The organism is Duganella sp. Root1480D1, from assembly GCF_001427305.1.
Taxonomy (GTDB): domain Bacteria; phylum Pseudomonadota; class Gammaproteobacteria; order Burkholderiales; family Burkholderiaceae_D; genus Rugamonas.
This window is the reverse complement of sequence record NZ_LMFZ01000045.1, coordinates 312,562-325,783: the sequence shown is the minus strand read 5'-3', so window position 1 is coordinate 325,783 and position 13,222 is coordinate 312,562. Positions and strand designations below refer to the sequence as shown.

The window sequence follows — 13,222 nt, the reverse complement described above, 5'->3', positions numbered from 1 at the left end:
GTTGCATTGTGGTAGTGGACGGTAGCCCTTGCAATTCTGAAGATCGCCAAGTGGTTGAATGAAATTGCTCAATAATTGTCAGAAAATGAACAAAGGGCCTTGCGGCCCCTTGCTTTTTACTGTGAATCCAGGCTTTTGCTTACCAGAGCGTGCCGTAAATTGCTGCCAGCGCCACGCCGATAATGGCCGACCCGAAGGTGAAGGCGCCGTCGACGCGGAACATCGAGGTATCCACGTGCAGGTGCTTCGCCACGCCATCGCGCTTGGCTTCGGCGGCCTTGCTGATCAGGACCATGCCGGCAATCACAAACCAGAACACGATGAACATGCGGTCCAGGAATGGGATCTCGGCCACGCCGGAGGAGGTGACCTTGGCAAAGCCGATCGGCACCAGGAAGGACAGGTCGATCATGGTCGGAAGGAATTTCAGCACGATGGAGCCGGCCAGGCCGCCGACGGTAGCGAACATGGCTGCGCCGGAGGTGGTCTTCTTCCAGAAGAACCCCATCAGGAACATGGCCAGGATGCCAGGCGAAACGAAGCCGGTATATTCCTGGATGTACTGGAAGCCGCCTTTCTTGTCGATGCCCAGCATCGGCGCGATCAGCACGGCGAGCGCCATCGAGACCACCACGCTGACGCGGCCGATCCACACCATGCGCTGTTCGGTGGCCTGCTTGTTGAAGGTCTTGTTGTAGATGTCGAGGGTGAAGATGGTGGCGATGCTATTTGCCTTGCCGGCCAGCGATGCCACGACGGCTGCGGTCAGTGCTGCGAAGGCGACGCCTTTCAGTCCGGACGGCAGCAGGTTGAGCAGCACAGGGTAGGCGCGGTCGGGATTCAGTTCGCCGCCCTGGCGCATGGCGTCGCCCAGGGCGCCCGATTTGTCCAGCGCGTAGGCGGCAATCCCTGGCAGCACCACGATCACCGGCATCAGCAGCTTGAGGAAGGCTGCGAACAGCAGGCCTTTGCGTGCGGTCGGCAGGTCGGCGCCCAGTGCACGTTGGGTGATGTACTGGTTGCAACCCCAGTAGTTCAGGTTGACGATCCACATGCCGCCCAGCAGAACCGACAGGCCTGGCAGGTCCATGTAGTTCGGGTCTTCGCGTTTCAGCACCATGTCAAAGTGGCCGCGCGCCACGCCGAACAGTTCGGACAGGCCGTCCAGCGCGCCATGCTTGCCCGCCAGGCCCGCCACCAGGTCGAGCGCCAGCCAGGTGGTGACGAGGCCGCCGACTACCAGGCAGGCCACCTGCACCACGTCGGTATAGCCGATCACCTTCATGCCGCCCAAGGTGATGATGGCGGCGAAGATGGCCAGGAATAGCATGCAAGGCAGCAGCGCGATGCCGGACAGGCTGGAAATCGCCAGTGCGCCCAGGTAGAGGATGGAGGTCAGGTTGACCACCACGTACAGACCAAGCCAGAACAGGGCCATGGTGGTGGCGACGGCCTTGCCGTAGCGCTGCTCCAGGAACTGTGGCATGGTGTAGATGCGGTTCTTCAGGTACACCGGCATGAAGAACACGGCCACGATGACCAGGGTGGCGGCTGCCATCAGCTCGTAGACGGCGATTGCCATGCCGATCTTGTAGCCGGAGCCGCTCATGCCGATGAACTGCTCGGCGGAGATGTTGGATGCGATCAGGGAAGCGCCGATGGCCCACCAGGTGAGCGAGCCTTCAGCCAGGAAGTAGTCATGCGATGCCTGGCCGGAGCCGCTTTGTTTGCGGCGGTAGATCCAGATGCCGTAACTGGCCACGGCGACGAAGTAAATCAGGAAGACAATCAAGTCCAATGTTGAAAAGGTACTCATGCGGTGCTCACAATATGGTTTGTCTCTGGGCGGGAACGCGTGGGCTTGCGTCGCACCCTCTTATTGAAGTCGGCTGGCGCTGGCCTGCCGAGGCTGATGCGTTTGCATTATTGCCCAATCCGCGCCGCAAAAAAGCCCTTTGCCGCGCAGTTCGCCAGAATCGTTCGGTGGCTTGGTGATTTTAGTAATTGAATCGGTATGCGCCGGATTGCAGAATGACACGGTGCCGAAGTGTGCACAGGGAGCCCGATTTTTAATGATGACGAAACATATTTCCGGCGCAGCGTCCGAAGCGGACGAATACCGCGTGTTTACCCTCAGGAACGCCAGCGATATGGTGGTGATGGTCAGCGAGTGCGGCGCCGCCTTGTGCGGCTGGCGCGCGCCAGACCGTTATGGCCGGATCGCCGACGTACTGCTGGAACCCGAGCGCAGCGCCAAAGCGGCATTGTGGCAAGGACGCCACGATGATGGCGGCGTTCGGCTTTTGCGGATGGAAAATAGCGAGGGCTTGGCCCAGTTGGCGCGCTACCGCCTGGATGACGATGGCAGCCTGACCGTTGAGCACGAGGTGGTGGCCATGGCCTTGACGCCGCTTGAAACGGCGTCCAATCCTCGCTTTAACCTGAATGGCGGCACGGCCGACGTGGGCGACCACATGGTGCAGATCGATGCCGATTATTTTGTTGAAGCTGATGCCTGCGGCGCGCCGACCGGCGTGGCCTCGGTAGCCGGCACCGCGTTTGACTTCCGGCAGCCAGCGCCGATCGGGGCGCGTTTGCGCTGGCCCGATAGCCAGCTTGTCGGGCAGTCGGGCTTTGACCACGGTTTTTTCGTGCGGGACCATTTTGCCGGGGGGCAGGGGCCGTTGCGCAAGGTGGCACGTATCGCCGATCCCGGTTCAGGACGGTGCCTGCAGGTCCATACTACCGAGGCTGCGGTGCAGTTCCGGGCGGGGCCGCAAGGCGGCTTCACCATCGAATCGCGGGCGCGTCCTGAACTGGCCAGCGCCGCCTGGCCGAACGTGATGCTGTTGCCCGGCCAGGTGTACCGGCAGACTTCCGTCTACCGGCTGTCGCTGGAAGCTTAGGCGGGTTTCAGGCCGCGGTAGGAAAACTGCCGCGCCCTGACTTCGCCGCTGCCGGCGCTGTAGATGCCGACTTTCAGGCTCCTGAAGCCACCGAAGACATTGTGGTGGAAGCCGGAGACTTCCATCTGCCATGGGTGCTTGATCCACTGCACTCCGTCCCAGGAGTAATGAAAAGTCAGGACGTTGGCCCGATTGGTGAGCCGGATGTGGATGGTCCCGGCGCTGACATTCTCCCGCATCCAGCTTTGCTCTTCGCTGCAATGGTAGGTGAACATCTGTTCCGGGCTGAAACCGATGCCGCAATAGGCGCGTTGACTGTAATAGAGCAGCAGGCCGCCCTGCGCGCCGGCTGAAATATCGAGTACCACGGACGCCTCGTAATCACGGTCGCCGACAACACAGGTGAGCGGGGAGCAGTCCGCAGGCGAGCTGCCTTTGCCCTTGATGACCAGTCCCTTGCCGTCGAAGCGGGCACGCTGTATTTCATCCGGTCCGGGGGCGAAGAAACTCCATTGCACGCCGAATTTATTGGTGCTGAAGTCATCCGACAGCGCCTGTCCGGCCGGCGATGAACGGCCGCCTTTGGGCTTGCGCATGGGCTGCGACAGTGTGCCGCCGCGCGCCCGGAACCAGCCGTCGCTGGTCCACTCGACCGGTTCCAGCAAGGCCTGGCGGCCCAGCGTGCGGAAGCCGTTCTCGTAGCCGTGGTATATCATCCACCAGTCGCCACCGGGTCCTTCGAAGACGGTGGCGTGGCCGCGCGACCACCACGGTTCGTCCGCGCTGCTGGTGCGAACGATCGGGTTCGCAGGGCAGTTTTCCCACGGACCGTGGATAGAGCGCGAGCGCGCCGCGGTCACCATATGGCTGGTGGGCGGGCCCGAGGTGCCGCCGACGGCGGTCACCAGGTAGAACCATTCGCCGCGGCGGAAGATCTTGGGGCCCTCGGGTGCGAACATTTCAACCACCCAGTCTTCGGGGTAGCGCCAGGGATCGTAGACTTTTTCCAGCGGACCGGCGGTCGATAGCCCGTCGTCCGAGAGCGCGATGCGCCGCACACCGTTGAAGAACAGGTAACGCTTGCCATCCTCGCCGACCGCGTGGCCGGGGTCGATGCAGCCTTTGATCTTGAGGTCGACGGGATCGCTCCATGGGCCGCGGATATTGTCGGCGTGGATCACGAAGATCGAATCACCGGCGGGGATATACAGGTAGTAGCGGCCATTGTGCTTGGCCAGGTCCATCGCCCATACGTCGCCGATCGGTTTGGTCAGTGCGGCGCAGACGGGAGCCCAGTTGACCAGGTCGCGCGAATGCCAGATCACCGCGCCGGGGTAGGAGAGGAAAGACGAAAACGTCATGTAGTAATCGTCGCCGTCCTTCAGGATGGTCGGGTCGGCATGGTCGCCGGGCACGATCGGGTTGAGGAACATGCCGTTGCCAAGGTCCGCCTTGCGTTGGCCCTCGATGCCGTGGCCGTGCTGTAACGCGCCCGGCGGACATGCCGGCGCGCCGGCGGCGGTGGCAGCGGCTGCGCCGGCCATTGGTGTCAGCGGAGCCGCAGCAGCGCCCGCGCCGGCCAGGGCCAGCTTGAGCAGGCCTCGGCGGCGCGAGGGGTTGACAGGGGTGCTGCCGCGTGTCATTTCCCCAGCACCTTGATGATGCCGGGCGCCTTGCGCGACAGCTCGCTGTCGCCGCTGACGGACAGCTTGCCGGCGCCGTTGTCCCATTTCAGCTTGGCCAGTGTGGCTTTGCCCTTTTCGTAGTCGTAGGACACGCCGTCGTCGTCATACAGGGCGAACTCGCCGTCCTTGCCCGGATAAACCCTGATCTCCGCAATCGCCTGCTTGCTGGCGGTCGACTGGATATCGGCGCCCAGCGGCAGGATGGAGCCTGCTCGCACGAAGACCGGGATCTGGTCGATCGGTGCGGCCACCTTGATCCAGCGGCCACCGGCCAGCTTCTCATTGGTCCAGAAGTTGTACCAGTCGCTGCCCGCCGGCAGGTAGACGTCCTTTTCGGTCTGGCCCTGCTCGGTCACCGGCGCCACCAGGAAGGCAGGGCCGAACATGTATTGGGTGCCGATATTGGCCACGTTCGGGTCCTGCGGGAAGTCCATCCACAGCGGACGCATGAACGGCGCGCCGCTGTCCCAGGTCGACTTGGCCTGACTGTACAGGTAAGGGATCAACTGGTAGCGCAGGCGGTCGTAGCGCGCCATGATGCTCTCGGCATGCTTGCCGAAGGCCCAGATCTCAGCGTGCTTGCGATCGCCGTGCAGGCGCAGTGTCGGCAGGAAGGTGCCGTACTGGAACCAGCGCGTGAGCAGTTCAGGGTAGTCGTGGTTCTGGCCGACGGTTTCCTCGGCGCCGCGCGGATCGACCAAGGGCTGTTTGGTGGCACGGGTCGATTGCGGCAGCCATTGCCAGCCGCCGATATCGTTGCCCCAGTAGGCGATGCCGGAAGCAGTCATGTTCAGGCCTGTTGGAATCTGGCGCGCCAGCGCTTCCCACGACGGGTTGATGTCGGAAGACCAGAACAGGGCGCCGGTGCGCTGGGAGCCCAGGTAGGCGGCGCGCGAGAGGATCAGGGCGCGCTTGTTCGGCTTCCAGGCACGCATGCCCTGGTGTACTCCCTCGGTGTGCAGCAGCGGGAACACATTGTGATAGCGGTCGCCCGAGCCGATCGAGTAGAAGAAGCCGTCCGGCACCAGGTCCGGTTCCGTTTCGTCCAGCCATGGGTAGTCGAAGCCCTGCGACAGCACGTTGTCGCGCATGCGTTCCCAGAACCATTGGCGCGCCGCCGGGTTGGTGGAATCGATCAGGGCGCCGGCGCGGTCGGAACGGAAAGGCAGGCCGTCGACGGTCTTGCCGTCCTTGTCCTTCAGGAAGTAGCCCTTGGCATCGAGTTCGTTGAAATAGCGGCCGGAAGTTTCAAAGCGCGGCCAGACCGACACGATCGACTGCATGCCCAGGTCGTGCAGTTGCTTGTTCATGGCGGCTGGCGCAGGGAACTGCGCAGGGTCGATATCCAGCTGGCCCATGCGGGTCCAGTAGAACCAGTCGAGCACCATGATGTCGAGCGGATATTGCTTCTGGCGGTAGGTATTGGCGACGCTCAGGATTTCCTGCTGGCTCTCATAGCGCGCCTTGGACTGGATCAGGCCGAAAGCGGCCTTGGGCGGGATAGGTGTCTTGCCGGTCACACGGGCAAAGCCCGAGTAGATCTCTTCCGGCGTGCTGCCGGTGATGACGAAGAAGCTGACACGCTCGCCGACGTTGGACTGGAAGGCGGTACGGCCATTGACGCCGGCGATGAAACGCGTGGCGGAAGGGTTGTCCCAGACGATGCCGTAGCCCTTCGACGAGACCATGAAGGGCACGCAGACCGTTTCGCCTGCCGGCGCGTCATACCAATGCTTGCAGTCGAGCGTGCGCCCGCGCAGGTCGAGCGGCCCGGTCGATTCCTGGTTCTGGCCCATGCCGTAGTAATGCTCGTCGGCCTGCGCACTGAAGCTGGCACTGGCCTGGTAAGTTTTTTCGCCCGCGACTGTCTGCGGCGACAAGTCCCAGCCCGTCATGTCGAGTACCACGTCACCTTTGGCGTTGCGAACCTGCAGCCCGACTGGCGCCAGTTGCGGCGCAAAGTACTTCTCCATCTGGCTCGGCACGCGCGGCTGCGGCGCCGGGTTGACGCGCAGCTTCAACATCGGCGAGACAAAGCTGTCGCCGTCGTTGCCGCTGCTGTGGCGGAAGGTTGCATTGTCGGCGTTCTTGGGCAGGATGCCGTAGCCCGGGCCTTTCAGCGCTTCGGCCTTGTCGGCCGCAATCGTGATATGGACCACGTTCGGTCCGTAGGCTTCGACGGAAACCCAGGCTCCGTTGCGGTCCAGGGTGGCGATCGGGGCGGCCTGGGCTGCGCCGAGGCCGATCATCGACACGGCTGCAGCCAAGGCTTTGCGCTTGTAATGCACGTTCATCAAAACTCCTTTATTGGGAAATCAGCTTGCGGTCGCGCAGCCAGTCTTCGGCGCGCCGCGTCCAGTTCGAGGCGGTACCGTTACCGGTGCGCATGGCCATGCCGTGGCCGCCGTGTTCGAAGATCATCATTTCGGCCGGCACCTTGGCGCGGGTCAGGGCCTGGAAGTACAGGATGCTGTTGTCGACTGGGACCAGGCCATCATCCTGCGAGTGGATCAGCAATGTCGGCGGGGAAGCGGCGCTGACCTGCTTCTCCACGGACATCAGTTGCACCAGCGCGGCTGGCGCCTTGGAGCCGAGCAGCGCATCGCGCGACCCGGCGTGCACCGCTGGCGCTTCCATGGTGATCACGGGGTACATCAGGATAGCGAAATCGGGGCGGGCGCTGACGGCGTCAAGCGCGTCGCCGGCTTTTCCGGCCGGGTGGTTGAACAGGGTGGACGCGCTGGCGGCGAGGTGGCCGCCGGCGGAACTGCCCATCACGCCGATGCGGTCCGGCGCGATGCCGTATTTCGCTGCCTGCGAGCGTACCAGCCGGATGGCGTGCAGCACGTCCTGCAGTGGCGCCGGATGGCCTGCGTCCGCCAGGCGGTATTTGAGCACGAAGGCCGTGATGCCGAGGGTGGAGAGCCATTGCGCGTACTGCTGCCCCTCGCGCGTGTTGGACAGGAACTGGTAGCCGCCGCCGGGGCAGATGATGACGGCCGTCCCGGTGGGACGGTCGAGCGCTGCCGGATAGACTGCCAGCGTCGGTTGGCTGACGTTGCTGATGCGCTCTCCGTCAACTTTTTCCGGGCCGGCCTGCGGCCGCGCGTTCGGCACGCCGCCGGGCCAGACCGGAATGATGCTGCTTTGCGCCAGCGCGCTGTTCGCGGCCATGAACAACAAGGCCAGGATCCACGATCGCATTTCTTGTAGTCTCCAATAATTATTGAATCAGGCCATCTTTGCAGACTGGCCGGAGCGCTGCAATTATGAAAATCACCGAGTGGAGGAATGATTTAGTCGAAGCTGCGCCGCAACGGGCCACAGGCGAAATCCACGGTGATAGCATGCCTCGCAATATCAGCCACAATCAGGAGTCAGGAAGCATGAAACACCTGCAGCAAATCTGTCTCGCGGCGCTGGGCGCTGCTTGCCTGTCAAATAACGCCGCCCTGGCCGCTGGTCCGGCCAAAGTTGCCGCGCGCCAGGTGGTGCTGGACGCTGCCAAAGCGGAGCAAGCGCTGGATCGCTTCTACGACCTGTCAGTCGGTTCCGATTACCCGGGAACCCTGCGCCGCGACGACAGCATGGCGCAGCTGAAAACCGTGGTCGATGAAACCGGTTTCCGCTACATCCGCTTCCATGCCATCTTCCACGATGTGCTGCAGACCGTGAAGAAGGAAAACGGCAAGCTGGTTTACGACTGGAGCGGCATCGACAAGCTGTATGACGACCTGCTGGCCCGCAAGATCAAGCCTTTTGTCGAATTGGGTTTCACGCCCAAGGCGCTGGCAACCTCCAATGCCCAGATCTTCTATTGGCAAGGCAATACCTCCCATCCGGAGCTGAGTGGCTGGCGTGAGCTGGTGTCGGCGTTCGTCGAGCACTGCCAGCAGCGCTATGGCAAGGAAGAGGTGCGCAGCTGGTTCTTCGAAGTCTGGAATGAACCGAACCTGGATGGTTTCTGGGAGCATGCCGACCAGAAGGCGTATTTCGAGCTGTATGACGTCACGGCCAAGGCGATCAAGGCGATCGACCCGGCGCTGCGTGTCGGCGGCCCGTCCACCGCAGGCGCAGCCTGGGTGCCGGAGTTCCTCGACCACGTTGCGAAGAGTGGCGCGGCGGTCGATTTCGTGACCACCCATACCTACGGTGTCGATAGCGGCTTCCTCGATGAGAAGGGTGTGGAAGACACCAAGCTGTCGCAGGCTCCGGACGCCATCATCGCGGACGTGCGCAAGGTGCGCGGAGAAATCGAAGCATCGAAGTATCCTGGGCTGCCGCTCTATTTCACGGAATGGAGCACGAGCTACAACCCGCGCGACAAGGTGCATGATTCCTATATCGGCGCCGCCTATATCCTGAGCAAACTGAAGGGGACGAAGGGGCTGGTGCAGGGCATGAGCTACTGGACTTACACCGACCTGTTCGAAGAGCCGGGGCCGCAAACCAGGCCGTTCGACGGCGGCTTCGGCCTGATGACTCCGCAGGGCGTGCGCAAGGGCCCCTATTTCTCGTACAAATACCTGCACGCCCTGAGCGGCAAGGAAATCCCCGTGGCGGATGGCCAGGTGATGGCGGCCAGCGACGGCAAGGCGGTGCGCGCCGTGGCGTGGGACTTCCAGCTGCCGAAGCAGCCTGTCAGCAACCGCTCCTTCTTCAGCCGGGTATTGCCGGCAACGCCTTCGGCGCCGCTGGCGTTTTCGTTCCAGCATGCTAAACCTGGCAAGTACCGCCTGCAGGTGCGCCGCACGGGCTTCCGCGCTAACGATGCCTACACGGCCTACATCGAGATGGGCATGCCGGACAAACTGTCGCCGGAACAGCTGGACAACCTTGCCGCCTTGACCAAGGATGCGCCGGAGACGGAGCGCGAAGTCAGTATCGGCAAGTCCGGCGCCTACTCGCTCACCGTGCCGATGCGCAGTAACGATGTGGTGCTGGTGACGCTGGAGCCGGTGGAAAAGCGCTAGCGTGCTGCGGGCGCCGGCCGATAGATCCATTCGACTTCATCGGCGGCGGCGCCCGCCGTGACTTGCAGCCGGTTGGCGCCCTCGGCCAGCTCCACCTGCCAGGTGGCGATGCGGCCGGTCACCGTCCGTTCGCCGAGGTCGACGCCGTTAAGGCGCAGGCGGGCGCTCGGCTGGTTGCTGTACACCTTGACCTGCGCGGCGGCCTGCGTGCGCAGCGCATGCCGGCGTGACGTGATATAGGCCATTGGCCGTGTCGTCCAGTTGGCCTGGTACCAGAAATAGGCGTCCTTCCTGACGCTGCGGTCAAAGCTGACCAGGCCCTTGTCGTTGAAGCCCGGCGTGTCGCCTTCGTTGCGCCCGGCCGAGGCGAAGTCGAAGCCGACCCAGATGAAATTGGCCCACAGCCAGGGCCGCGCCGCCAGCTGCGGCCAGGCCGCTTCGTGATAGAGCGCCTGGTATTGCTCCGGGTGCCAGCGGCCGCCCGGTTGCGGGCGCTGCGGCGGGTCTTCCTGCTGCAGTGCGCTGGCGCCGGCGCCGTACTCGCTGATTGCCAGGGGCGTGTCCGGGCGCCGCACATGGTTCGCGTCGAGGAATGGTCCGAGATCGGCGAACTTTCCGTCATACCAACCAAAATACACATTCGATCCCACGGCATCGGTATGCGAGGCTTGCGCGCCATCGATCGGCCCGCAGCAATTGGCATAGGCTGTGGGCCGGCCGGGGTCTTCCTCGTGGGCGACCTTTTGCAGCGCGTCGAGCACGCGCGCGCTGGTCGCATCGCTCTGGTAGATTTCATTGCCCAGCCCCCAGACCATGACGGAAGGATGATTGCTGTTCTGGCGTACCAGCTCGCGCAACTGCTGTGTACTGTTGGCGAGGAAGGCATCCGAACCGTTGACGGCTGCCGTCAACGGCAATTCGGTCCACACCAGCCATCCCGCGCGGTCCGACAAGTCGTATGCGCGCTGGGGGTGCTGGTAGTGCGCGTAGCGCAAGCCGGTCACTCCCAGCTCGGACAGAATGCGGTAATCGGCATCGATGTCGGCATCAGTGGCAGCGATGCCTTTGCCCGGCAGCGATGTCTGGTGCACGTTGACGCCATGGACCTGGTAGCTGGTTCCGTTCAGCAGCAGGCCGCGCTGGGGATCAAGGCGAATGTCTCGCAGGCCGGCCTGGAAGGACAGCAGGTCGGCATGGGCGGACGTTGCGGCGCCTTCTTCCGAGAGCGCGGCCTCGCTGGTGTACAGGTAAGGATCCTGGATACCTTGCCACAGGTGCGGTGCAGGCAACGCGGCATGCAGCTCGATCTGCACGGTGCCGCGAGGCGGCAGCACAACCGTTTTTCGTGCCGAAGCGACTACATTTCTTTGGGCGTCGCGCAATTGCGTGGCGACGATGGCGCGCACGGTGCGAGCACGGTCGTTGCTGGCGCGCACGGTCCAGGCCAGGTTGGCATGCTCGCGCTTTATGGCGCTGGGCTTGAAGTAGACGCCCGGCCCACCGTAATCGAGCATGTCGAAATGGACGTCGCCAGTCGTCACCAGCCTTACCTTGCGATAAAGGCCGCCCGCCAGGGTGTAGTCACCCGCCAGCGGCGCGATGCCGCTATCGGGGGCGTTATCGACGCGCACCACGACTTCGTTGTCGCCGTCGTGGAGCAGGTCCGTGATGTTAAAACGGAAACGGGAGAAGCCGCCGGCATGACGTCCCGCTGACTGGCCGTTGACCCAGGCCTCCGCCACCAGCAAGGCGCCGTCAAACTCGAGGAAATGCTGCTTCCCGTTGCGCACTCGCGACAGGTGCAGCGTGCGGCGGTACCAGGCCGGGCCCCTGTAACCGTCGAAACTGTGGGGCAGGGCGACCGCCTGCCAGCCATGCTCGCCAATCTTATGGAAAAACCAATCAGTATCGAGAGGAATCACTTCTCGTGGCTGCGCCATGGCGGCTATTGGTGCAAGCACCGCGCACGATATCAATGCATGGAGTGTCTTCATAGTGCCGCATTCTCCACCGCGTCGCGCCGCACTTCAATTGGGCTGCAAGATTTCATTGAACGACTTGGTACTTTTCACAATTGCGTGCCCCCATGCCCGCTTGCACAATCGATTCACATAATGAGTCGATCCGGACACGAGATCGCGAAGGAGACAGAATGAAGACTGCATACAAACGTATCGTGGTTGTCGGCGGTGGTTCAGCCGGCTGGATGGCCTCGGCGGCATTCGCGACGGCGTTCCCGGCTTCCTCTGTGGAGCTGGTCGAATCCGAGGAAATCGGCATTGTCGGAGTTGGCGAGGCCACGTTTCCTTCCATCCGCCACTTCCACAGGCTGCTGGGTATCGACGAAGCGCAATTCCTGCGCGCCACCAACGGCACCTTCAAGCTCGGGATTGAATTCCGCGACTGGCGTGAACTCGGTGAACGCTACTTCCACACCTTTGGCGATATCGGTGCCCTCAGCGGCCCGCGCTCGCTGTGGGGCCAACACCGCCGCGTAGGCGATGCCGGACTGGGCCCCCTGGATGCGCAGTGCCTGCCGAGTGTCATGGCGCGCGAGGGGCGCTTCATGTGCGCTGCAAGCGAAGAAGAGCAACAGTTCAATTACGCCTACCATTTTGATGCCGTGCTGTACGCGGCCTTTCTGCGCAAGCTTGCCGAAGGGCGAGGTGTCCGGCGCACCGAAGGACGCATCGTGCACGCGCCGCGCCGCGCAGACGGCGGCATTTCGCAGCTCTCGCTGGCCGATGGCCGCGTGGTGGAAGGGGATCTCTTTGTCGATTGCTCCGGTTTTGCTTCCCTGCTGCTGGGCCGCGCGCTGGAAGAGCGTTTCGTCGACTTCGGCCGCTGGCTCCCTGTGGACCGAGCCTGGGCCTGTCCTTCCGAGCGCAGCGGCCCGGAACTCGCGCCCGCAACGCGTTGCACGGCGCTGGAAGCCGGCTGGGCATGGCGCATCCCGCTAAGCAACCGTAGCGGGCATGGCCACGTCTTCGCCAGCCGCTACATCGACGAGGAGAAGGCGCGCGAGCAACTGATGCAGCAGCTGGACGGCGCGCCCATCGCCGAACCGCGCCTGCTGCGCTTCGAGGCCGGCCATCGTGAGCGCTTCTGGGTGCATAACGTGGTGGCGCTCGGCCTGTCTTCGGGCTTCCTGGAACCGCTGGAATCAACAAGCATTTTCCTGGTCCAGAGCGGCCTTGGCAGGTTGATCGAACTGCTGCTTCCCGGCGAACGGCCGGCGCAGGAGGCGGTGGACGCCTACAACACCGGCATGCGCCGCCAGTTCGAGCGCATTCGCGATTTCATCATCCTGCACTACTGCCTCACGGCACGGCGCGACGGTCAGCTGTGGCGCGATATGGCAAGCATGGAATTGCCGGAAACGCTGGCCTTCAAGCTCCACGCCTGGCGCGAGGCCGGCGCCCTGCACCAATATGATGAAGAAGGATTCGACGCTACAAGCTGGCTGGCCATCCATGCCGGCATGGGGCATTGGCCGCAGCGTTCCGACCCCTCCTTGTGGGACGTGCCGCATGAGGATGTGATGCGTGCCCTATGCTTCCGACGCGACAGCATTGCCGCCTCCGTAGCGGCAATGCCGACTCACGAAGCCTACTTGAATAGCGTGTTGTCGCGCTAACCGAAAACCAGTTGGATAGGA

The 13,222-nt window shown here is 63.3% G+C and carries 8 protein-coding genes; 3 read left to right on the top strand and 5 right to left on the bottom strand.

The window, feature by feature from the left end; genetic code table 11:
• Positions 1 to 139 precede the first annotated feature (139 nt).
• Entirely contained in the window at positions 140 to 1,816 is a 1,677-nt protein-coding gene (locus ASD58_RS24330) for a sodium/solute symporter (protein ID WP_057263982.1), read from the bottom strand.
• Positions 1,817 to 2,072: 256 nt separating this feature from the next.
• Here ASD58_RS24330 and ASD58_RS24325 point away from each other — a divergent pair, with 256 nt between their 5' ends.
• Positions 2,073 to 2,906 carry a hypothetical protein gene (locus tag ASD58_RS24325; protein ID WP_057263980.1) on the top strand — a complete coding sequence of 278 codons (834 nt, stop codon included), beginning with the start codon at positions 2,073 to 2,075 and terminating at the stop codon, positions 2,904 to 2,906.
• Here ASD58_RS24325 and ASD58_RS24320 read toward each other — a convergent pair.
• From ASD58_RS24320 to ASD58_RS24310, 3 genes are read right to left on the bottom strand one after another with little or no spacing between them, the layout of a single operon-like run.
• Positions 2,903 to 4,549: a family 43 glycosylhydrolase gene (locus tag ASD58_RS24320; RefSeq protein ID WP_057263978.1), complete on the bottom strand. Its 1,647-nt coding sequence runs from the start codon at positions 4,547 to 4,549 to the stop codon at positions 2,903 to 2,905. The genes ASD58_RS24325 and ASD58_RS24320 overlap by 4 nt on opposite strands.
• On the bottom strand, positions 4,546 to 6,885 hold the full coding sequence (locus ASD58_RS24315; RefSeq protein ID WP_057263976.1) for a glycoside hydrolase family 31 protein: 2,340 nt from the start codon (positions 6,883 to 6,885) through the stop codon (positions 4,546 to 4,548). The genes ASD58_RS24320 and ASD58_RS24315 overlap by 4 nt, the downstream gene beginning before the upstream one ends.
• 10 nt (positions 6,886 to 6,895) lie before the next feature.
• Complete coding sequence (locus ASD58_RS24310; RefSeq protein WP_057263973.1) at positions 6,896 to 7,795, bottom strand: alpha/beta hydrolase; 900 nt, start codon at positions 7,793 to 7,795, stop codon at positions 6,896 to 6,898.
• A gap of 182 nt (positions 7,796 to 7,977) precedes the next feature.
• On the opposite strand from ASD58_RS24310, the gene ASD58_RS24305 reads away from it, so the two are divergent.
• Positions 7,978 to 9,564 (top strand): beta-xylosidase, encoded by a 1,587-nt coding sequence (locus tag ASD58_RS24305; RefSeq protein WP_057263971.1) that lies wholly within the window; start codon positions 7,978 to 7,980, stop codon positions 9,562 to 9,564.
• Here ASD58_RS24305 and ASD58_RS24300 read toward each other — a convergent pair.
• The gene (locus ASD58_RS24300) at positions 9,561 to 11,504 is read right to left on the bottom strand and encodes a glycoside hydrolase family 2 protein (protein ID WP_229210090.1); all 1,944 of its coding nucleotides are present in this window, start codon (positions 11,502 to 11,504) and stop codon (positions 9,561 to 9,563) included. The genes ASD58_RS24305 and ASD58_RS24300 overlap by 4 nt on opposite strands.
• 212 nt (positions 11,505 to 11,716) lie before the next feature.
• Between ASD58_RS24300 and ASD58_RS24295 the strand changes: the two genes are divergently transcribed.
• Positions 11,717 to 13,201, top strand: a complete 1,485-nt coding sequence (locus ASD58_RS24295; protein ID WP_057263968.1) for a tryptophan halogenase family protein — start codon at positions 11,717 to 11,719, stop codon at positions 13,199 to 13,201.
• The last annotated feature ends 21 nt before the right edge of the window (positions 13,202 to 13,222 follow it).

Bases quoted from the DNA above. Each gene is read 5' to 3' on its own strand.
- ASD58_RS24330 (WP_057263982.1), bottom strand. From the start codon at position 1,816: ATGAGTACCTTTTCAACATTGGACTTGATTGTCTTCCTGATTTACTTC.
- ASD58_RS24325 (WP_057263980.1), top strand. From the start codon at position 2,073: ATGATGACGAAACATATTTCCGGCGCAGCGTCCGAAGCGGACGAATAC.
- ASD58_RS24320 (WP_057263978.1), bottom strand. From the start codon at position 4,549: ATGACACGCGGCAGCACCCCTGTCAACCCCTCGCGCCGCCGAGGCCTG.
- ASD58_RS24315 (WP_057263976.1), bottom strand. From the start codon at position 6,885: ATGAACGTGCATTACAAGCGCAAAGCCTTGGCTGCAGCCGTGTCGATG.
- ASD58_RS24310 (WP_057263973.1), bottom strand. From the start codon at position 7,795: ATGCGATCGTGGATCCTGGCCTTGTTGTTCATGGCCGCGAACAGCGCG.
- ASD58_RS24305 (WP_057263971.1), top strand. From the start codon at position 7,978: ATGAAACACCTGCAGCAAATCTGTCTCGCGGCGCTGGGCGCTGCTTGC.
- ASD58_RS24300 (WP_229210090.1), bottom strand. From the start codon at position 11,504: ATGGCGCAGCCACGAGAAGTGATTCCTCTCGATACTGATTGGTTTTTC.
- ASD58_RS24295 (WP_057263968.1), top strand. From the start codon at position 11,717: ATGAAGACTGCATACAAACGTATCGTGGTTGTCGGCGGTGGTTCAGCC.